The sequence below is a fragment of the Salmonella sp. SJTUF14076 genome, from assembly GCF_015534835.1.
Classification (GTDB): Bacteria; Pseudomonadota; Gammaproteobacteria; order Enterobacterales; family Enterobacteriaceae; genus Salmonella; species Salmonella enterica.
Map to the genome: position 1 here is coordinate 1,289,147 of NZ_CP064674.1, position 22,449 is coordinate 1,311,595.

Annotated in this window: 14 protein-coding genes; 8 read left to right on the forward strand and 6 right to left on the reverse strand. The window is 53.7% G+C overall.

Features of this window, described 5'->3' with window-relative positions; genetic code table 11:
• Positions 1-21: 21 nt before the first annotated feature.
• The 5 genes from purL (at position 22) to glnB (ending at position 8,504) form a co-directional block, all read left to right on the forward strand.
• Positions 22-3,909 carry a phosphoribosylformylglycinamidine synthase gene (purL, locus tag HU143_RS06315; protein WP_024148203.1) on the forward strand — a complete coding sequence of 1,296 codons (3,888 nt, stop codon included), beginning with the start codon at positions 22-24 and terminating at the stop codon, positions 3,907-3,909.
• A 649-nt stretch (positions 3,910-4,558) separates the two neighbouring features.
• A complete protein-coding gene (qseE, locus tag HU143_RS06320; RefSeq protein WP_001676035.1) occupies positions 4,559-5,989 on the forward strand; it encodes a two component system sensor histidine kinase QseE/GlrK in 1,431 nt (476 codons plus the stop codon).
• 1 nt (position 5,990) lies between these two features.
• The gene (gene qseG, locus HU143_RS06325; RefSeq protein WP_077909987.1) at positions 5,991-6,755 is read left to right on the forward strand and encodes a two-component system QseEF-associated lipoprotein QseG; all 765 of its coding nucleotides are present in this window, start codon (positions 5,991-5,993) and stop codon (positions 6,753-6,755) included.
• Complete coding sequence (gene glrR / locus HU143_RS06330) at positions 6,755-8,089, forward strand: two-component system response regulator GlrR (protein WP_024131115.1); 1,335 nt, start codon at positions 6,755-6,757, stop codon at positions 8,087-8,089. The genes qseG and glrR overlap by 1 nt, the downstream gene beginning before the upstream one ends.
• A 76-nt stretch (positions 8,090-8,165) precedes the next feature.
• Entirely contained in the window at positions 8,166-8,504 is a 339-nt protein-coding gene (glnB, locus tag HU143_RS06335; RefSeq protein ID WP_000717694.1) for a nitrogen regulatory protein P-II, read from the forward strand.
• Between the two features lie 48 nt (positions 8,505-8,552).
• On the opposite strand, the gene dtpD is transcribed toward glnB, so the two are convergent.
• From dtpD to cadC, 4 genes are all read right to left on the reverse strand, one after another.
• On the reverse strand, positions 8,553-10,013 hold the full coding sequence (dtpD, locus tag HU143_RS06340; protein WP_000856793.1) for a dipeptide permease DtpD: 1,461 nt from the start codon (positions 10,011-10,013) through the stop codon (positions 8,553-8,555).
• Positions 10,014-10,068: 55 nt separating this feature from the next.
• The gene (cadA, locus tag HU143_RS06345; RefSeq protein ID WP_001100652.1) at positions 10,069-12,213 is read right to left on the reverse strand and encodes a lysine decarboxylase CadA; all 2,145 of its coding nucleotides are present in this window, start codon (positions 12,211-12,213) and stop codon (positions 10,069-10,071) included.
• Between the two features lie 82 nt (positions 12,214-12,295).
• Positions 12,296-13,627 (reverse strand): cadaverine/lysine antiporter, encoded by a 1,332-nt coding sequence (gene cadB / locus HU143_RS06350; protein ID WP_000100008.1) that lies wholly within the window; start codon positions 13,625-13,627, stop codon positions 12,296-12,298.
• 360 nt (positions 13,628-13,987) lie between these two features.
• Positions 13,988-15,532 (reverse strand): lysine decarboxylation/transport transcriptional activator CadC, encoded by a 1,545-nt coding sequence (cadC, locus tag HU143_RS06355; RefSeq protein ID WP_023227283.1) that lies wholly within the window; start codon positions 15,530-15,532, stop codon positions 13,988-13,990.
• A 124-nt stretch (positions 15,533-15,656) separates the two neighbouring features.
• Here cadC and HU143_RS06360 point away from each other — a divergent pair.
• Positions 15,657-16,912, forward strand: a protein-coding gene (locus HU143_RS06360; protein ID WP_085983316.1) for an IS3-like element ISSen1 family transposase whose coding sequence is annotated in 2 segments (ribosomal slippage) — positions 15,657-16,008 and positions 16,008-16,912 — 1,257 coding nt in all. Because the reading frame shifts where the segments join, the coding sequence is not laid out codon by codon here.
• A gap of 116 nt (positions 16,913-17,028) precedes the next feature.
• Here HU143_RS06360 and hmpA read toward each other — a convergent pair.
• Positions 17,029-18,219, reverse strand: coding sequence for an NO-inducible flavohemoprotein (gene hmpA, locus HU143_RS06365; RefSeq protein ID WP_000883146.1), 1,191 nt, complete (start codon positions 18,217-18,219; stop codon positions 17,029-17,031).
• A gap of 324 nt (positions 18,220-18,543) precedes the next feature.
• On the opposite strand from hmpA, the gene glyA reads away from it, so the two are divergent.
• Both glyA and HU143_RS06375 read left to right on the forward strand, forming a co-directional pair.
• Positions 18,544-19,797 (forward strand): serine hydroxymethyltransferase, encoded by a 1,254-nt coding sequence (gene glyA / locus HU143_RS06370; protein ID WP_000919178.1) that lies wholly within the window; start codon positions 18,544-18,546, stop codon positions 19,795-19,797.
• A 195-nt stretch (positions 19,798-19,992) separates the two neighbouring features.
• Complete coding sequence (locus HU143_RS06375) at positions 19,993-21,132, forward strand: 3-phenylpropionate MFS transporter (protein WP_001173730.1); 1,140 nt, start codon at positions 19,993-19,995, stop codon at positions 21,130-21,132.
• Here the strand turns inward: HU143_RS06375 and csiE are convergent.
• Positions 21,127-22,404: a stationary phase inducible protein CsiE gene (gene csiE, locus HU143_RS06380; RefSeq protein WP_000982961.1), complete on the reverse strand. Its 1,278-nt coding sequence runs from the start codon at positions 22,402-22,404 to the stop codon at positions 21,127-21,129. The two genes, HU143_RS06375 and csiE, sit on opposite strands and share 6 nt — an antisense overlap.
• Positions 22,405-22,449 lie beyond the last annotated feature (45 nt).

Sequence of the window (22,449 nt, forward strand, 5' to 3'; positions counted from 1 at the left end):
AGCTTAGAAGACGAGAGACTTATGATGGAAATTCTGCGTGGTTCGCCTGCACTGTCTGCATTCCGTATCAATAAACTGCTGGCGCGCTTTCAGGCTGCCAACCTCCAGGTCCACAATATATACGCTGAGTATGTCCATTTTGCTGACCTGAACGCCCCGTTAAATGATAGCGAGCAGGCGCAGCTTACCCGTCTGCTACAATACGGCCCGGCGCTTAACAGCCATACGCCGGCGGGTAAACTCCTGTTGGTCACACCGCGTCCTGGTACCATCTCCCCCTGGTCTTCAAAAGCAACGGATATCGCCCACAACTGCGGCCTGCAACAGGTTGATCGGCTGGAGCGCGGCGTAGCGTACTATATCGAGGCTTCGACGTTGACGGCGGAACAGTGGCGACAAGTGGCCGCAGAGCTGCACGACCGTATGATGGAGACGGTGTTCTCTTCTTTAACCGATGCGGAAAAACTGTTTATCCACCATCAGCCTGCGCCGGTTTCCAGTGTCGATCTGCTGGGAGAAGGCCGTCAGGCGTTAATTGACGCCAACCTGCGTCTCGGTCTGGCGCTGGCGGAAGATGAAATCGACTATTTGCAGGAGGCGTTTACCAAACTGGGGCGCAACCCGAACGATATCGAACTGTATATGTTCGCCCAGGCGAACTCCGAGCACTGCCGCCACAAGATTTTTAACGCCGACTGGATTATCGACGGTAAACCGCAGCCGAAGTCGCTGTTTAAAATGATTAAAAACACCTTCGAAACCACGCCGGACTATGTGCTCTCTGCCTATAAAGACAATGCCGCGGTGATGGAAGGATCTGCGGTGGGGCGCTACTTCGCCGACCACAATACTGGCCGTTACGATTTTCATCAGGAGCCCGCACACATTCTGATGAAGGTCGAAACGCATAACCATCCAACCGCCATCTCTCCGTGGCCGGGGGCGGCGACCGGTTCCGGCGGCGAAATTCGTGATGAAGGCGCCACCGGGCGTGGCGCGAAACCAAAAGCCGGGCTGGTGGGCTTCTCCGTTTCCAACCTGCGTATTCCGGGCTTTGAACAGCCGTGGGAAGAGGATTTTGGCAAGCCGGAACGTATTGTCACCGCGCTGGATATCATGACCGAAGGTCCGCTGGGCGGCGCGGCGTTTAACAACGAATTTGGTCGCCCGGCGCTGACCGGCTACTTCCGTACTTATGAAGAGAAAGTGAACAGCCACAATGGCGAAGAGCTGCGTGGCTACCACAAGCCGATCATGCTGGCGGGCGGGATCGGTAATATCCGCGCCGATCACGTGCAGAAAGGCGAGATCGTCGTCGGCGCGAAGCTGATCGTCCTTGGCGGCCCGGCGATGAATATCGGCCTCGGCGGCGGCGCGGCTTCTTCAATGGCTTCCGGCCAGTCTGATGCGGATCTCGATTTTGCCTCTGTTCAGCGCGATAACCCGGAAATGGAACGCCGCTGCCAGGAAGTGATCGACCGCTGCTGGCAGTTGGGCGACGCTAACCCAATCCTGTTTATCCATGATGTGGGCGCGGGCGGTCTCTCCAATGCGATGCCGGAGCTGGTGAGCGACGGCGGGCGCGGCGGGAAGTTCGAACTGCGCGACATTCTTAGCGACGAGCCGGGCATGAGCCCGCTGGAAATCTGGTGTAACGAATCCCAGGAGCGCTACGTACTGGCGGTCGCGGCTGACCAGTTGCCGCTGTTCGATGAACTGTGTAAGCGCGAACGCGCGCCGTATGCGGTCATTGGCGACGCTACCGAAGAACAGCATCTCTCGTTGCATGATAACCATTTCGACAATCAGCCGATCGACCTGCCGCTGGATGTCCTGCTGGGCAAAACGCCGAAAATGACCCGCGATGTGCAAACATTGAAGGCGAAAGGCGATGCGCTGAACCGCGCGGATATCACAATTGCCGACGCGGTAAATCGTGTTCTGCATCTGCCGACCGTGGCGGAAAAAACCTTCCTTGTCACTATTGGCGACCGTACCGTCACCGGTATGGTGGCGCGTGACCAGATGGTTGGCCCGTGGCAGGTCCCGGTGGCTGACTGCGCGGTCACTACCGCCAGCCTCGACAGCTACTACGGCGAAGCGATGTCGATTGGCGAGCGCGCGCCGGTGGCGCTGCTGGACTTTGCCGCCTCCGCCCGTCTGGCCGTCGGTGAAGCGTTGACTAACATTGCCGCGACGCAGATTGGCGATATCAAGCGCATCAAGCTTTCCGCTAACTGGATGGCGGCAGCCGGTCATCCTGGCGAAGATGCCGGTTTGTATGACGCGGTTAAAGCGGTGGGAGAGGAACTCTGTCCGCAGCTTGGCCTGACGATTCCGGTGGGCAAAGATTCGATGTCGATGAAAACCCGCTGGCAGGAAGGCAACGAACAGCGCGAAATGACCTCGCCGCTGTCGCTGGTGATTTCCGCGTTTGCCCGTGTGGAAGACGTGCGTCACACCCTTACGCCGCAGCTGTCAACGGAAGATAACGCCTTGCTGCTGATCGATCTTGGTAAGGGCCACAACGCGCTGGGCGCAACGGCGCTGGCGCAGGTCTATCGTCAGCTTGGCGACAAACCCGCGGACGTGCGTGACGTCGCGCAACTGAAAGGCTTCTATGACGCCATGCAGGCGCTGGTCGCTGCGCGTAAATTACTGGCCTGGCACGACCGTTCCGACGGCGGTCTGCTGGTGACGCTGGCCGAGATGGCCTTTGCCGGCCACTGCGGCGTGCAGGTCGATATCGCCGCGCTGGGCGATGACCATCTGGCCGCACTGTTCAACGAGGAGCTGGGCGGCGTGATTCAGGTACGCGCTGAAGACAGAGACGCGGTCGAAACGCTGTTGGCGCAGTACGGCCTTGCTGACTGCGTCCACTACCTTGGTCAGGCCCTGGCTGGCGATCGCTTTGTGATTACCGCTAATGACCAGACGGTATTCAGCGAAAGCCGCACTACGCTGCGTGTCTGGTGGGCGGAAACCACCTGGCAGATGCAGCGTCTGCGCGACAATCCGCAATGTGCTGACCAGGAACACGAGGCGAAAGCGAATGATGCCGATCCGGGCCTCAACGTGAAGCTGTCGTTTGATATTAATGAAGATATCGCCGCGCCGTACATTGCGACAGGCGCACGACCGAAAGTCGCTGTACTGCGCGAGCAGGGGGTGAACTCTCACGTGGAGATGGCGGCGGCGTTCCATCGTGCGGGCTTTGACGCGATTGACGTCCATATGAGCGACCTGCTGGGCGGTCGTATCGGTCTGGGCAACTTCCATGCGCTGGTGGCTTGCGGCGGCTTTTCCTACGGCGACGTGCTGGGGGCAGGCGAAGGTTGGGCGAAATCCATTCTGTTTAACCATCGGGTGCGCGACGAATTCGAAACCTTCTTCTATCGTCCGCAGACGCTGGCGCTGGGCGTGTGCAACGGTTGCCAGATGATGTCGAATCTGCGCGAGCTGATCCCGGGCAGCGAACTGTGGCCGCGTTTTGTACGTAACCATTCTGACCGCTTCGAAGCCCGCTTCAGCCTGGTAGAAGTGACGCAAAGCCCATCGCTGCTGCTGCAAGGAATGGTAGGCTCACAGATGCCGATTGCGGTTTCCCATGGGGAAGGGCGCGTTGAGGTGCGGGACGATGCGCATCTTGCCGCGCTTGAGAGCAAAGGCCTGGTCGCTCTGCGCTACGTTGATAACTTTGGTAAGGTGACTGAAACCTATCCGGCTAACCCGAACGGTTCGCCGAACGGCATCACGGCGGTGACGACCGAAAACGGTCGGGTGACGATTATGATGCCGCATCCGGAACGTGTATTCCGCACCGTCGCCAACTCCTGGCACCCGGAAAACTGGGGCGAGGATAGCCCGTGGATGCGTATCTTCCGTAATGCGCGTAAGCAGCTTGGTTAATTAGCCCGATAGCCATTAAGCCCCTCTTCACGAGGGGCTTTTTTGTAGACGGCGCTTATCAGGCCCACGGGGAAGCGCGGTTGAAGCTACCGTCTTGAACGTCAAGCGGTAGGCCGGATAAGGCGTTTACGCCGCCATCCGGCAATAAACTAGTGCTTATGCCGCAAGATTAAAGTGTCGGGAAATCCCGACATGAGTGGGGGATAGGTTGTCGCCAAAAAGAGACATTTAACTATTTGATTTTAAATTGTTTTATTTTTAGGTGTTACAGGTGTTGCTGATTGGCGACAGAAAGGGCAAAAAACAGACAGAGCCATTTTTAGCATGAATAGCGATATTTTTCATATCTATCATTGTGTTAACAAAGTCTTTTGAATGTTGGCACAATTACTGCATAATGATAACCAGTGGCTCATTCACCTTCTTATGTCAGCCCCTTAGGGACGCGCTACATAAACTTCGAATGACGCACAACAAGGTGCCTGCCGTCCAACTTCTGATAATAGCGTAGCTTTATCAACCTCCGGGCGAAACGTCGAGTTAGGCACCGCCTTATTCCATAACAAAGCCGGGTTTAGCCCGGCTTTGTTGTATCTGGCGCTTCCCTCGGTTAGCATCTTTTTTATTCTTCTTTTATGTGAGCGACACGTTGAAGCGCTGGTCTGTTTTCCCCCGTTCTTTACGACAATTGGTCATGCTGGCCTTTTTGCTGATCCTGCTGCCGTTGCTGGTTCTGGCCTGGCAGGCGTGGCAAAGCCTTAACGCGTTAAGCGATCAAGCTGCGGTGACTAACCGCAGCACGCTTATTGACGCCCGGCGCAGCGAGGCGATGACCAACGTCGCGCTGGAGATGGAGCGAAGCTACCGACAGTATTGCGTGCTTGACGATCCGACGCTGGCAAAAGTGTATCAAAGCCAGCGTAAGCGCTATAGCGATATGCTGGACGCCCATGCCGGCGTCTTGCCGGATGATAAGTTGTATCAGGCGTTACGCCAGGATTTAAACGCGCTGGCGCAATTGCAGTGTAAAGATAGCGGCCCGGAAGCGGCAGCGGCCGCGCGCCTGGAGGCCTTTGCCAACGCGAATACGGAAATGGTGCAGGCGACGCGTACTGTGGTTTACTCGCGCGGGCAGCAGTTACAACAAGAAATCGCCGAGCGCGGACAATTTTTCGGCTGGCAGGCGCTGGTGCTATTTCTGGTGAGCCTAGCGATGGTGCTACTTTTTACCCGCATGATTATCGGGCCGGTGAAAGGAATTGAACGGATGATTAATCGCCTGGGCGAAGGCCGTTCTTTGGGGAATACCGTCACCTTTACCGGTCCGCGTGAATTACGATCGGTGGGGCAGCGCATTATCTGGCTGAGTGAGCGTCTGGCGTGGCTGGAATCCCAGCGCCATCAGTTTCTACGTCACCTGTCCCATGAGCTGAAAACCCCGCTGGCCAGTATGCGCGAGGGGACTGAGCTGCTGGCCGATCAGGTGGTTGGGCCGCTGACGCCGGAGCAAAAAGAGGTGGTCGATATTCTGGATGACAGCAGTCGTAATTTACAAAAATTGATTGAGCAATTGCTTGATTACAACCGGAAACTGGTAGACAGTGCCACAGAGCTGGAAGCGGTCGATATCGCGCCGCTTGTGGATATGGTGGTTTCCGCCCACAGTTTGCCTGCCCGCGCTAAAATGATGCATACCGATGTCGACCTGGAGGCCGAACGCTGCATAGCAGAGCCCATGTTGCTGATGAGCGTGCTGGATAATCTCTATTCCAACGCGGTGCACTATGGCGCTGAATCCGGTAACATTTGTATCCGTAGTCGCTCTCAGGGCTCCACGGTTTATATCGATGTGGTTAATAGCGGCGAACCGATTCCGCAAACCGAAAGAGAAATGATTTTTGAGCCTTTTTTCCAGGGAAGCCACCAGCGAAAAGGGGCGGTAAAAGGCAGTGGGTTAGGGCTGAGTATCGCCAGAGATTGTATTCGTCGAATGCAGGGAGAGATCCAACTGGTGGATGACAAAGCGCAGGAAGTTTGTTTTCGCATCTCGCTGCCATTGCCTGCATCTGACAAACACTAATATGAATTTAAGCCTGGTGCGTATGTCACACGTTTTCGTCCAAACTATTAAACGATGCCTTTTGCGGTGGGGAATACCGGTGGGCATATCGTGTCTGGCGCTGACCGCATGTGTTCCCCATGCTTCACAGCAACTGCCCGGTAGCGCAGCGCAGGACACGCTCCCCCATTATCAACTGGCGGATTATCTCCCGACGGCGTGCGCGGATATCTGGTCGCTACGCGGGCAGGCGGTAGAGACGAATCCGCTGTACTGGCTACGCACGATTGACTGCGCCGATCGTCTGATGCCGGTTCAGTCGCGCGCAGAGGCGCGCGCGTTGACGGATGATAACTGGCAAAATGCCTTCAGGCGCGGGATTTTACTGGCGGATGCAAAAATTACGCCGCCGGAGCGGCGCGCCATAGTGACCCGTCTGGAGGCGTTAAGCGCGCAAATACCGGCTCAGGTACGGCCCGTCTACCAAATCTGGCATGACGGTCAGGCGTTGCAATTAGCGCTTTCTGCCGAACGTCAGCGTTATAGCAAACTCCAGCAAACGTCAGATAGTGAGCTGGATACGCTGCGCCAGCAGCAACAGGCCTTGCAAACGCAGCTCGATCTTACCACCCGTAAGCTGGAGAGTTTAACCGATATTGAGCGCCAGCTTTCGACACGAAAACCGGCAGGGAATTACAACGCCGATACGCCGCATACGAATGACAAACCCGCGACGTCTGAAGATGGCGCGGCGCCGTCGCCGTCACAAGATGAGGTAACGCCATGATAAGCCGTAAACCGGCGCACCTGCTGCTGGTCGATGACGATCCCGGATTACTGAAATTGCTCGGTATGCGCCTGACCAGTGAAGGATACAGCGTAGTGACCGCAGAGAGCGGCCAGGAAGGACTACGGGTACTGCATCGGGAAAAAGTGGATCTGGTAATAAGCGACCTGCGCATGGACGAAATGGATGGTATGCAACTGTTCACAGAAATTCAGAAAGTACAGCCGGGAATGCCGGTTATTATTCTGACGGCGCATGGTTCTATTCCGGATGCGGTGGCCGCTACCCAGAAAGGCGTATTCAGCTTTTTGACGAAGCCGATCGACAGAGACGCGTTATATAAAGCGATAGATGAAGCGCTGGAGCAGTCCGCTCCCGCGACGGACGATAGCTGGCGCAACGCTATCGTTACCCGTAGCCCGCTGATGCTGCGACTGCTTGAACAGGCGCGCATGGTCGCGCAGTCGGATGTCAGCGTATTGATTAACGGACAAAGCGGCACCGGGAAAGAGATTTTCGCACAGGCGATTCATAATGCCAGCCCGCGCAGTAACAAGCCGTTTGTCGCCATCAACTGCGGCGCGTTGCCGGAACAGTTGCTGGAGTCCGAATTATTTGGCCATGCGCGCGGCGCCTTTACCGGCGCAGTGAGCAATCGTGAAGGGTTGTTCCAGGCGGCGGAAGGCGGCACGCTGTTTCTGGATGAAATTGGCGATATGCCCGCGCCGTTACAGGTGAAGCTGCTGCGGGTGTTACAGGAGCGCAAAGTCAGGCCGCTGGGCAGCAATCGCGATATTGATATCGACGTGCGAATTATTTCCGCGACGCACCGCGATCTGCCGAAGGCGATGGCGCGGGGCGAATTTCGTGAAGATTTGTACTACCGGCTGAATGTTGTGAGCCTGAAAATTCCGGCGCTGGCGGAGCGTACCGAGGATATTCCGCTGCTGGCTAATCATCTGCTCAGACAGTCGGCACAGCGGCATAAACCGTTTGTTCGCGCCTTTTCTACTGATGCAATGAAACGGCTGATGACGGCAAGCTGGCCGGGCAACGTGCGCCAACTGGTCAACGTCATTGAACAATGCGTGGCGTTAACCTCTTCGCCGGTGATCAGCGATGCGTTGGTCGAGCAGGCGCTGGAAGGCGAAAACACCGCTCTGCCCACCTTTGCCGAAGCGCGAAACCAATTTGAACTGAACTATCTGCGCAAGTTACTGCAAATTACCAAAGGTAACGTGACTCACGCGGCAAGGATGGCGGGGCGCAACCGCACGGAATTCTATAAGCTACTCTCCCGTCACGAACTGGATGCGAATGATTTCAAAGAGTAGTTTTCATGCCGTAAAGTAGCGCGAAATATGTTACGTTTAACCGATCAAAACACAGGCGACCTTTTCAAGGAATAGCATGAAAAAGATTGATGCGATTATTAAACCCTTCAAGCTGGACGATGTCCGTGAAGCGCTGGCCGAGGTAGGTATTACCGGCATGACGGTCACTGAAGTCAAAGGCTTTGGCCGTCAAAAAGGCCACACCGAGCTGTATCGCGGCGCGGAATATATGGTGGATTTTCTGCCGAAGGTAAAAATTGAAATCGTTGTGCCTGACGACATCGTGGATACCTGTGTTGACACCATCATTCGTACCGCGCAGACGGGGAAAATCGGCGACGGTAAGATCTTTGTCTTTGATGTCGCCCGCGTTATTCGTATCCGTACTGGCGAAGAAGACGACGCGGCTATCTGATGTGCCGATTCGCTGCCCGTCCCCTCCTTGTGGGCAGCGAACCACCGTTTAATCGCCCTGCGGTAGCGCCGATGTAGTCCGGGTGCAAACCCATCTCAGGCCGACAATGGCGACGATCAGCGCCACGCAACTTAGCGTCCACTCGCCCATTTGCGAGAAAAAGTGTCCGTAGGCGGCTACCGCCGTATCACTAATTTGCGATTCCGTGGTTTGTTGCGCGACGACGCCAGCCAGCCAGTTAGCGACCGCGCCGGTCGCCAGCATATAAATACCGGTTAGTACGCCCGTGACGCCAGGCAGGTTGAGGCGGGTAATTTGCGCCATCGCGACCGGATCAATAAACAGCTCCGCAAAGCCCATCAGCGCCAGCCCTGCGATCATCATTCCCATTGATGCCTGCCCGTCTAACCGGGCCTGATGCGCGTTTAGCGCCAGCAGCATAAAACCGCCGCCCATTAATACCAGCCCCACGGCAAATTTAAGCCAGACGCGCAGCACCGAGCGGGCGCTCTCTTTCGGGCTGCTCAGCCACGCCAGCACCACGCCCGCCGCCATCACCGCAATCGCATTGACCGACTGGAACAATGCGGTGGGGACGGTCATGTTCAGCCAGTGGCGGTTGACAAAACGGTCGATGAATAAACTGATCGAACTTCCACCCTGCTGCGCCAGAACCCAGAAGAGAGTGCCGGTGATCATTAACAGAACGATTTGCCACAAGGCGCGACGGTGTTCGGGAAATTTAACCATAATACGGGCGATAAGTTGCGCCGCGAAGACGCAGACAATGGCCAGCACATAGCCAGACCAGTTATTTTCCAGCAGGAGGGTGAAGAATACCGGCGCGATACACAGCATTAATACCAGCCAACCCCAGGTTGGAAGGGCGAATTTAACCGCCCGCAGCGCGGGGCGATTAACACCGCGCGTCTGCTGAAAGTGGCGATGACCGCTTAAAAAGATGAGCAGGCCGATGAACATTCCCACGCCCGCCAGCGCAAAGCCGACATGCCAGCCATACCACTGCGCCGCCAGACCACAGGCGATCGGCGCGGCTATCGATCCAATATTTCCGGCGGCGTAGAGCAGCGAGAATCCTCCGTCGCGGCGGTTGTCATCAGGGGCGTAAAGTTCGCCCAGCAGACAGCTAATATTGGATTTAAACAAGCCGTAGCCGCAGATAATAATGGCCAGCGCCGCATATAAACTCAGCGTTGAATCAGATTCTAAGCCCAATACCACATGACCCAGCGTCATCAATAAGGCGCCGGTGATAACCGCCACGCGGTTGCCAAGCAGGCGGTCGGCAAGCCAGCCGCCAAGAATAGGGGTAACGTAAACTAAAGAGGCGTAGGCGCTGAAGAGGTTGATCGCGTGGCTGTCATTAAAACCAAGCTGGTGGGTAAGATAAAGGATGAGTAAGGCACGCATGCCGTAAAAGCTGAAGTATTCCCAAATTTGAATCGCCACGATGTAAAAAATCGCGCGCGGTTGTGAGGGTGTTTTCATAAAGTCTCCTTGCTGCGTGAAAAAAGGGAAGTGGCAAGCCACTTCCCTTTGGTACTTATTTCGTATTTTCTTTCAGCACCTTAACGGTGTAACGTCCGTCTGCCTGACGATAGGCGCCGTGGATATCGGTTTCGAAGCCCGGATAGTGGGCGCCGATTTCGCACAGCATTTGCAGGAATTCCAGTACCGGACGGCTTTCCTCGGTGATCATTTCACCAGGCATCACCAGCGGCACTCCCGGAGGGTAAGGAAGGATCATGTTGGCGTTGACGCGTCCAACCATCTCTTCAAGATACACCTCTTCCGTTTCGCCATGCAGTTCTTTCTGGAACGCAGTATACGGCGTCATCACCATTTTCGGCAGCACTTCAAACGCACGGTACATTAAGTCCGGCAGATTATGGTGTTCGACCAGTTTATGAATATTCTGCGCCAGTTCCTGGATGCGCATATTTTCATAAAACTCAGGCGCTTCGCGGTACAGTGCCGGCAGAATGTTTTTGACGCGCAGGTTCAGGTCAAAGGCGCGTTTAAATTCAGTGAGCGCGCGCAGCAGGCTCAGAGCTTTGGTTTTGTCGATACCAATGCTGAACAGGAACAGCAGGTTGTATGGACCGGTTTTTTCTACGATGATGCCACGTTCATCGAGATATTTGGCGACCAGACTTGCCGGAATACCGAACTCATCCATCGTACCGTCTTTCTTCATCCCCGGCGTCAGGATAGTGACTTTGATCGGGTCGAGGTACATGTGTTCGTTATCGATATTTTTGAAGCCATGCCATGCGCTATCTGAACGCAGCGGCCAGCACTCAGCTCCATCGATATGTTCCGGCTGCCATACGTCAAAGAACCAGCCGTCAGATTCGCTTTTCAGGCGTTTAATTTCTTTACGGAATTTAATCGCACGTTCAATAGAGCCGTTAATCAGGCGTTTACCCGCATTACCTTTCATCATCGCCGCTGCGGTTTCAGTAGACGCTACGATACCGTAGTGCGGAGAAGTGGTGGTATGCATCATGTAGGCTTCGTTAAAGGTTTCTTCGTTAATGTCGCCTTTAACATGAATCATGGATGCCTGTGAAAACGCCGCCAGCAGTTTATGCGTGGACTGGGTTTCATAAATGATTTTGCCTTCTACACGGTCGCCGCTCATACCGCATTTACCCTGATAAATAGGGGAGAAATTGGTATAAGGCACCCAGGCGGAGTCAAAATGAATGGACTTCACATCCAGAGTTTTCTTGATGTAGTCAGTGTTATACAACAGACCGTCATAGGTTGAGTTAGTAATAACAGCGTGGACCGGCCAGGTTGCGTTAGGCGTCTCTTTTACCCGTTTAGCGATAGTGGCGTGCTGGAACTCGCTTTGCGGAATACCGCCAAGAATACCGTAGGCGTTACGGGTTGGGCGGAAATAAATCGGCGTAATGTCGCTCATCATCATCAGATGGGTCAGCGATTTATGGCAGTTACGGTCAATCAGTACCGTGCTGCCTGCCGGCGCGGAGTACATACCGACGATTTTGTTCGCCGTAGAGGTGCCGTTCGTCACCATGTAGCTACGTTCGGCGTTAAAGACGCGGGCGATATACTCTTCCGCTTCTTTATGTGGGCCGGAGTGGTCCAGCAGTGAACCCAGTTCGGAAACGGAAATCGAAATATCGGATTTCATCGTGTTCGGGCCGAAGAAATCATAAAAGATGCTGCCGACGGGGCTTTTCTGGAAAGCAGTACCGCCCATGTGGCCAGGCGTGCAGAAAGTGTATTTCCCTTCGCGCACATATTTGAACAGCGCTTTTGTCAGCGGCGGCAGAATATTGTCGATGTATTCATCGGTATTCTGGCGAATTTTCGCCGCGATATCGGCTGCGGCGCCTAAAGCATATTCAAAGAAGCGAACCTGCATTCTCAGATCGTTGAGGCTGACGTCCAGCGTAGAGTAGCTGTTGGCGAAGGCGTACAGCGGCATATACTCGTTCAGCTTGCTAATCTCTTCGCAAAGCTCAAGGTTATATTTATCCCAGTCGAAAATGACGCCGCAAAGGCGGGAGTTATTTTCAATCAGCTTCAGCAGGTCTTCTCGGTCGTTTGGATAGACGATACGGAAATTTAAACCTTCCAGTGCACGATGCAGTTCACGAATAGGCTCTTCTTTAAAGTAGACGCCCATGTGGTTCATGATAGCAATAACGTTCATAGTCTTGTTCCTGGTAAAGTGGGCCCCTCCCGCTACGCTATAGCAGGTGACGAAAGGGGCTTTGAGAAAAAGGAGTTAGCGGTTAAAGCGCTTCAGCCGTATTGTTGTCGCTGTCGTTGTTCTGGCGCTGGTGCATTTTGCGACCGTAGAACATCAGGATGATCAGACTGACGATAAAGGTGCCGGAGAGTTCGAAGGAGCTGGCGCCCATCAGTGCGATGAAGCAAAATGCGCAGCCCAGTACAGAACAAATTAGGCTTACCGAGTTACGGATGTTGAACCCTTCGAAGCGAATCAGGTCAACACAGGAGTAGAAGTACGGCAGCATGGTAAGCAGTACGGCAATCCCGGTCAGTTCGCCGAACAGGTCGGACGCTTTACCGCCGCTGGAGTTCATGATGGTGATCAGAATCATCAGCGCCGTCATTTTCACCGCAGCCAACAGCAGACCTTTTTTCGGAATACCGTTTTTATCCATTTCACCGTAAATTTTCGGGAAGTTGCCGTCGTTGGCGGCGCGAACCCCAGCCTGGCCGACCAGCATCATCCAGGAGCCCAGAGACGTCAGGCAGGCGAAAGCGGTAAAGGCGGAAACCAGCGGCGCAGCCCAGCCACCCAGAATCGTGGAGGTACTGATAGCGAACGGCGCGCCGGAAGAGGCCATAACGGAAGCTGGGAACATCCCGGCGATAACCTGAGTCGCGGCGATATAGATGATGCCTGCCAGCGCGGTACCCAGCATGGTTGCCAGCGGTACGGTGCGTTTCGGGTTTTTCACCATGCCGGTGCTGACGGCGGCAGACTCAACGCCAACGAACGCCCACAGGCAGAGCAGAATACTTTTAACAATGGCGTGAGAGTCGGTCGTCGTGGACGTGTTCCAGTTCGCGTGATAGGTCGCGATATCGAACCAATGCCAGCCGGCGACTGCGGTCAAGACTACCGGGATCAGCACCAGGAATAGGCCAATCGTTGTCAAGCGGCTGACCCAGGCCCCGCCCAGCATATTAATAAAGGTGAACAGCCAGACGATAGCAATACAGGCAATACCTGCCGGTATTGGATTATTTAATGCCGGGAAGAATGTAGAAAGATAAGAAACCGCGGTAATACCGATGGCTAAGTTACCAATCCAGTTTGCGTGATAATAAAGAACGCCGGTCTGGAAACCAAACGCCGGAGATATTTCCCCAGCATAAGCGATAGGGCCACCCTGTTGCGGGTTTTTGGTTGCCAGCCTCGCATAAACATAAGCCAGCGACATTGCCCCAATAATAGAAATTACCCAGCCCCAGATGGCAATGCCACCAATACTGGCAAGGTTGGCGGGTAATAATGCAATCCCGCTCCCCATCATATTACCGGCAACGACGCCAGTACAGGCAAATAGCCCGATCTTTTTGACAGAACTCATGTTCATTTCTCCTGAGCTGTATTTTTAAGAACCGGGCTTATGCTTCATATATGCTGCGTGCCCGTTCAACTGTCGACAAGATTAACGAATGAGTTGAGATAAGTCCTAAAGAAAAAGTGAAATAAACACAAACATGAAAAAACTGATAGATTGATTTTTTTGAATTAACATATAAATATCATGAAAAATATCATGAAAGGATAAACATCGTTTAATTACAAAGAGTTATATTTACATATCTTTGCGATGAATATGTTGCCAAAATTAACATAAGCTATTTTTGGCAACATGTTTTTCACAAAATAAAAGCGAAAAATTTAATATCTTTTCGCTTTTATTTGTCATAGTTCAGCGTTAAATTTAATCTTCTGCCAGAAAACTATTCAGATAAGGGACAATTTTCTGAACGGATGTCTGAAATACGCCATTTTCGATCCAGTACAGCGTGTTTTCACCTGGACGTAAATTAAAGGCGGTCAGATAGGCATCAGCGGCCAGACGATTCTCACCTTTCATTTCGTAAACTTTCCCCAACAGGACATAGTTAAACCACGACATTTCAAGCTCGATGCTTTTATTGATTTCCTCATACGCTGCATCGATATCACCTTTGCCCAAAAGATCAACGGTCTTGATTTTATAATAAACAGACGTTTTCTCAACGCCCGGAATTTGATCTATTTTTTTAAACTCTTCGTTCAGCGCAGCCACTTGTTCTTTATCAAACGGCTGTTGTGATTGCCGTAATACATCTACCAGCACTTTATATTCATAGGCATAGTTGAAATCAGGCGTTTCCTTAATAATGCCATTCAGAATATCGCTGGCTTTACTTAGCGCCTGCGCATCGCCGCTCAGAATAAGCTGGCGCGCCTCATAAAAACGCATCAGCGCGGTATTTTGCGGCGTTCTGAACAGGGCCAGTTGTTCTCGCATACGATTAGGCCAGGGCTGTGTTAAAACGAAAGACAGGCTATTAAACAGATCATCCTGGATGGACAACTGGTTAGTATTGGTGACGAAATAACGCTTATCCAGCATGGTTGAACCATCGGCGTTATCAATGAGCACCACAGACATAAAGCACTGCTGCGCCCGATAGTGGCGCTGATTGACAAACTGAATGGTTAACGTCTTACCGGAGCTGCTTGGCTCATTGACCCGGTAATTGGTTTTATCGTGCACCATAAAGGTCGAGTAGGTGTTCAGCAGGTCGGTGATTAAGCCGCCCAGACCGATGGCGTAGGACTCCTGCGAGACCCAGTTATTACAGGAATTGCCGCCTTCAAAACGAACATCTATATCTCGTGGGTTAAGTAATAACCGCGTTTTTGTTACCGCGGCATTATGATCTACCACCGACATCACGATAAACACCACCAGCGTCGCCAGCGAGAGCAGGAACATCACCCACGTCCAGAAAGCGGCGATACGCGGCTTTTTCGCCTTTTTAGTCGGCGTTTGCAAAGAGGCGGGCGGCACAGGCGTAGCGGCAGTAACCCCCTCCGTCGGTTCTGCATTCGTCGCTGCGATCGGCGGCTGCGACGACGTTGATGAATTATCGATCTCATCGCTATTTTCTTCGCACCAGATAACCGGCGCCGTCAGCTTATAGCCGCGTTTAGGTACGGTAACGATGTATTCAGCATTGCTGTCTCCGCCATCTCTTAATGATTTGCGTAGTTCAGAAATGCTTTGGGTGACAACATGGTTGGTCACGATGGTGCGCATCCAGACATGATCAATAATGTTATCCCGGCTTAACACTTCATCCGGATGATGCGCAAAATACATCAGAAGATCGATCAGCCGTGGTTCAAGAGTAATCTGGCGTCCCTGACGACTGATCTGATTAACAGAAGGTGTAACCAGCCACTCTCCAATGCGTACAACAGGTTGCTGCATAAAAAGATGCCCTAACGAGCTAAGTCAAACGTTAATAATAACACGATTTGCACAGACTTTTTTTATTCCCCTGACCCGTCCTGAATAGCGTTGACACGTTCCAGACTTAAATCCGGAGAACGTGATGATGACTGAGTTCAAACGCACCCAACGCGATTATCCTCTATCCTTTAAAATAGCCGTCGTTGAGCAGGTCGAAAAAGGCGAGATGACCTATAAACAGGCCCAGCAGCGATATGGCATTCAGGGGCGCTCCACCGTACTTGTCTGGCTGCGTAAATATGGCCGGCTTGACTGGAGACCCGGACTTCCTGACCTGGTGAAGAGGAAACTGCCTGTGGCTCAGACAACTATCCCGCTGACACCCGAGCAAAGAATCAGGGAACTTGAAGAACAGCTTGAGCTGGCAAACCAGAAAGCTGAGTTTTTTGAGTCCGTTATCAACGTCCTGAAAAATGATTACGGGGTAAGTGTTGTAAAAAAGCGGCCCGGCAAGTCCTCACGCAAAGTCAGGCCCCCAAAATAACAGTTACGCGTGCATGTCAGTTCCTGGGGCACAGCAGACAGGCGTGGTACCAGTACAATACAAGATGTAATAAACGGCAGGAGCATCATGCTCAGGTTCTTGATTTTGTTGCCCGTACCCGGTGCCGCCAGCCGCGAATCGGTACGCGTAAACTGCACTATCTGCTGAACATGCAGGCCGATAAAACGCTGAATATCGGACGGGACCGTCTGTTTAATCTGCTGGGTGAATACCGGCTCCTGGTACCCGTGAAACGGGCATATCACAAAACCACCAACAGCCATCATCGCTTTTACCGGCATCCTAATCTGCTGAAACCCGGCCCTGAACAGGTTACCGCCCTTGAGCCAGAGCAGGTCTGGGTCGCCGATATTACTTACCTTCCACTACGCAGCGGCACGGCCTGTCTGAGTCTGGTCACCGATGCCTGCTCCAGAAAAATCGTGGGTTACCATGTCGGGGAAAACCTGCAGACAGAAAATGTGGTAAAGGCGTTCAGGCAGGCTCTGAGGCGGAGAAAAACGACAGGTCCGCTGGTACATCACTCTGACAGAGGACTGCAATACTGTTCGGTACTTTATCAGTCAGTTCATGAGCGAAACGGAATAACCTGTTCAATGACCGATGGTTACGACTGCTACCAGAATGCGCTGGCTGAGAGAATAAACGGGATACTGAAAAATGAGTTTTTACTCTCGCGTCCTGCAGACCTGGAGCAAGCGCGGGAAATAGTAAAAGAGTCCGTGGCAATTTATAACCATGAACGGCCACACCTGGCCCTGAAATACAAAACGCCCGATGATGTTCATCAGGCGTTTTACAGACAAAAAACTGTCAACCTATATCAGGACTAGTCACCCTTTTTTGTAAAAGAAAGGCATAAAAAGCAGCGCAATAAGCAGGGGAACGGGGAGGAAAACGGGCGTTCGCCTTAACGATAACGCCCGTTTTTTCAGAGGATTTCTTGCAATTACAGCACCTTATGCGGGCCGAAGCATTCGTAATGAATGTTTTCGTTATTCACGCCAAGTGAAACCAGTTGTTTTGCGGCAAACTGCATAAAGCCTACCGGGCCGCAAAGATAGAACTGCATTGCCGGATCGCTGATCGCGGCTTCCAGTTTGCTTAAATCCATCAGCCCTTCGCTGTCAAAGAGGCGTTGGGCGCGATCGGCCTCGGTTGGCTCGCGGTACCAGGTATGGGCAGTGAAACGCGGCAGTGTACGGCCCAGCTCGCTCACTTCGTCGGCAAACGCATGGACGTCGCCGTTCTCCGCCGCGTGGAACCAGTTCACCTGCGCGGTATGCTGTTCTTTCGCCAGCGTATCGAGCATCGCTAACATCGGCGTCTGGCCGACGCCAGCGGAAATCAGCGAAACGGGGGTATCAGCGGCGACATTCATAAAGAAGTCACCTGCCGGCGCAGCCAGATGTACCACATCGCCTACGCTGGCGTGATGGTGTAACCAGTTTGATACCTGGCCGCCGTCTTCACGCTTCACGGCAATACGGTACCCTTTGCCATCGGGTTTACGGGTCAGTGAATATTGGCGGATCTCCTGATGCGCAAAACCTTCCGGCTTCAGCCAGACGCCCAGATACTGCCCGGGACGGTATTCCGCCACCGTACCGCCGTCGACCGGTTCAAACTCAAAGCTGGTGATCAGTGCGCTACGCGGGGTTTTCGCAACGATGCGGAAGGGGCGCGTGCCTTCCCAGCCGCCGTCTTTGCTGGCGTTCTCGTGATAAATCTCGGCTTCCCGATGAATAAAGACGTTAGCCAGTACGCCATAGGCTTTGCCCCACGCGTCCAGCACTTCCTGGCCTGGGTTGAACATTTCGTCCAGCGTCGCCAGCAGATGCGTCCCGACGATGTTGTACTGCTCCGGCTTAATCTGGAAGCTGGTGTGCTTCTGCGCGATTTTTTCTACCGCCGGCAGCAACGCCGGTAAATTTTCGATATTGCTGGCGTAGGCCGCGATAGCATTAAACAGGGCTTCGCGCTGATCACCGTTACGCTGGTTGCTCATATTGAAGATTTCTTTGAGCTCCGGGTTATGCGTAAACATACGGTCGTAGAAGTGGGCGGTCAGTTTCGGTCCTGTTTCAACCAGCAGGGGAATGGTGGCCTTTACTGTAGCGATGGTTTGTGCGTCAAGCATACGTGCTTCCTTTATGTGAAAATCTAATGATGTATATCAAATGCATCTTATAAAAATACCCTTGCATTGTAAATGGATCTTCTCTGCTTTACGTTATGGATGTAACAACGTGAAAAATCTGCATCACAAAGCTGAAAAGAAATCCGTTGAAATTCGTCAGGCTCTCGTTCAGGAAACCCTTATCTGACGCACAGGTAATCGTTTGCGTAAAAACCTTTGTCAAGACCTGTTATCGAAGAATGATTCGGTTATACTGTTGGCCGAAGTCCCACGGACTGCCTTTTCAGGCACAAATTTTATTGTTAGCTGAGTCAGGAGATGCGGATGTTAAAGCGTGAAATGAACATTGCCGATTATGATGCCGAGTTGTGGCAGGCTATGGAGCAGGAAAAAGTACGTCAGGAAGAGCACATCGAACTGATCGCCTCCGAAAACTACACCAGCCCGCGCGTGATGCAGGCGCAGGGGTCTCAGCTGACCAACAAATACGCTGAAGGATATCCGGGCAAGCGCTACTACGGCGGTTGCGAATACGTTGATGTCGTTGAGCAACTGGCTATCGACCGCGCGAAAGAACTGTTCGGCGCCGACTACGCTAACGTGCAGCCGCACTCCGGTTCTCAGGCTAACTTCGCTGTTTACACCGCGCTGCTGCAACCGGGCGATACCGTTCTGGGTATGAACCTGGCGCAGGGCGGCCACCTGACTCACGGCTCCCCGGTTAACTTCTCCGGTAAACTGTACAACATCGTACCTTACGGTATCGATGAGTCCGGTAAAATTGACTATGACGAGATGGCGAAGCTGGCCAAAGAGCACAAGCCGAAGATGATTATCGGTGGCTTCTCTGCCTACTCCGGCGTGGTTGACTGGGCAAAAATGCGTGAAATCGCTGACAGCATCGGCGCATACCTGTTTGTCGACATGGCACACGTGGCGGGCCTGATTGCCGCAGGCGTTTACCCGAACCCGGTTCCGCACGCTCACGTTGTCACCACCACCACCCACAAAACCCTGGCGGGTCCGCGCGGCGGCCTGATCCTGGCGAAAGGCGGCGACGAAGAGCTGTACAAAAAACTGAACTCCGCCGTCTTCCCAAGCGCGCAGGGCGGCCCGCTGATGCACGTGATCGCGGGTAAAGCGGTAGCACTGAAAGAAGCGATGGAGCCGGAGTTCAAAGTTTACCAGCAGCAGGTGGCGAAAAACGCCAAAGCGATGGTGGAAGTGTTCCTGAACCGCGGCTACAAAGTGGTGTCTGGCGGCACTGAGAACCACCTGTTCCTGCTGGACCTGGTGGATAAAAACCTGACCGGTAAAGAAGCTGACGCCGCGCTGGGCCGCGCTAACATCACCGTGAACAAAAACAGCGTGCCGAACGATCCTAAGAGCCCGTTCGTGACTTCCGGTATCCGTATCGGTTCTCCGGCGGTCACTCGTCGCGGCTTCAAAGAAGCGGAAGTGAAAGAGCTGGCTGGCTGGATGTGTGACGTGCTGGACAACATCAATGATGAAGCCACCATTGAACGCGTGAAAGCGAAAGTGCTGGATATCTGCGCCCGCTTCCCGGTTTACGCGTAAGCGTTTGTGTTGTGTAAATGGCCCGATGGCGCTGCGTCTGTCGGGCATTACTTATGCGCCATAACGTGACGCCGCCGGAAGTCATTATCCGGCGGCGTTGCCGTTTGAACTTCTCCCTCCGCCTGTTAACCTTATGTTACCCTTGCCAGCGCAACCGTTTACCGCCAGACTATCGCCTCCAAACGGGAGGGAATCATGGCATTGCATTCCACGCGCTGGCTGGCGCTCAGTTATTTCACCTACTTCTTTAGTTACGGTATTTTTCTGCCCTTCTGGAGCGTCTGGCTCAAAGGTCTTGGGCTAACGCCGGAAACCATCGGTCTTCTGCTGGGCGTGGGTCTGGTCGCGCGTTTTCTCGGTAGTCTGCTCATTGCGCCTCGCGTAAGCGATCCTTCGCGGTTGATCTCCGCGCTGCGCGTCCTGGCATTGCTGACGCTGGTATTTGCGCTGGCATTTTGGGCAGGAACGCATGTCGCGTGGCTAATGGTGGTGATGGTTGGGTTTAACCTCTTCTTTTCACCACTGGTGCCGCTGACCGATGCGCTGGCCAATACCTGGCAAAAGCAAATTACCCTGGACTATGGTCGGGTGCGGCTGTGGGGGTCCATCGCCTTCGTGATAGGGTCGGCGCTGACCGGTAAGCTGGTGAGTTTATACGATTACCAGGCGATTCTGGCGCTACTGACGCTCGGCGTCGCCTCGATGTTGCTGGGTATGTTGTTACGTCCCAGCGTGCCGCCGCAAGGGGAAAGCCGTCAGCAGGAGAGCGCAGGCTGGCCCGCCTGGCGTACGCTGGTGGCACAAAGTTGGCGTTTTCTCGCCTGCGTCTGTTTGCTGCAAGGGGCGCACGCCGCCTACTACGGTTTTAGCGCCATCTACTGGCAGGGGGCTGGCTATTCAGCATCGGCGGTCGGCTATTTATGGTCGTTGGGCGTGGTGGCGGAAGTGATCATTTTTGCCCTGAGTAAAAAGCTATTCCGCCGGTTTAGCGCCCGCGACTTGCTGTTGCTTTCCGCTGTGTGCGGCGTGGTACGCTGGGGACTGATGGGCTGGAGTACGGCGTTGCCGTGGCTGATTGTGATACAAATCCTGCACTGTGGCACGTTTACCGTTTGCCATCTGGCCGCCATGCGCTATATCGCTGCGCGTCAGGGAAGCGAGGTGATTCGTTTGCAGGCCGTCTATTCCGCTGTGGCGATGGGCGGCAGTATCGCGATTATGACGGTCTTTGCCGGTTTTCTGTATCAACATCTGGGCGGCGGCGTGTTCTGGATTATGGCGCTGGTGGCATTGCCCGCTATCTTCCTTCGGCCCAAAGTGGTTGCCGTGTCATGATTCCAGGATCTTGCGGATCTGCTGCTGTTGGTGCTCTGTGAGGGCGCGATCCGCATGAATTAATGGCGGTGAGAAGAGCGGTAGCGGCGTGGCGTAAGGGGTAACAATCAGCGCTACGCCGCGCGGGCATCCCTCTTTTTGAAACGCCTGGAGCGATATCCGTCTGATATTCAGCGGCAATAGGGTCAGTTCACGCAGTTGCTGCTCAATATGCGTCTCCAGCGCATCATTTTTATCCGCTAACAATACGATCTGTCTCTCATGCAAATCGTTATCCTGCATCAGCCAGGCGCCGAAAATCACTGCCACCAGCCCCGTCTCTTCCTCGGAAAAGTGGATACCATATTCGGCTTCAAACCCGGCGAGCGCCTCACGTGTGGTGCGAACCAGACGCGGATAAAGACGGTTGAACTCTTCCGGAAGCGTATTATCGATGCCAATCGTGAATAAACTTCGGTTCAGCGCCTGGGCGAGATGGACATACAGCTGATCGTTAAGCCCTTGTTCGTCGCTGAAGCGTACGTTCCCTTTTTCTCGAAAGCGCAGCACCAGCCGCGCCACCTCCAGTCGCAGTTGCTGCGCCCGTTGATGCGTGTCGCGAATCGGGTCGGGGAGGCGAATCATTGAAAACAGTAACGCCATAAACAGCGCTTCATTGAGCGGTGCGGCCTGCATCACGTGGCGCTGCCAGTGACGACCAATTTCCTGGGCGAGTGGATATTCCGCACACGACTGCGCCCAAATCTGCTGTACAGGGTTGAACTCCGGGGTGATGCCGGCATGGTGTTGTAGCAGACAATACTGTAAAAAGAGACGCAGGAACTGCACGTCGCGATGTTCAAATGGTTTTTGCAACCGGCGGGCGCACAGATTGATGAGCGCGTGCAGATTAATATCGTCATACAGCGGACGCGCGATACCGCGCTGCTTTAGCGCGTTTTTTAAGGCCGGGGTAAACTGTTGCGTGACGAAGGTCGGGCATAAACGCAGGCCGCGCCTGAGCCAGTGTAAAAGGCAAAGGCGCTGATCGAGTGCTGTACCTTCGATCCGATAGCAACCGTTCTGGCATGTTGTGATGGCAAGGCGATGATAGCGCTGGATCTCCAGGCTTGTCTCAGTGATATCCTCACGGGCAGTATCATCATCAACGCCATTAAGCGCGCTGAAGATTTCCACCGTGGCAATTGGCTCCGGCTGGAAAAGCGTCAGCAATACCTGACAGCGGCGCTGGGGAGCGGAAAGTACAGATGGTGGGGCAATTGTCGGCATCATCTGTCAGGTCTCCCGTTAGTTTGTCTGGTAAGGATAGCTAAAGTT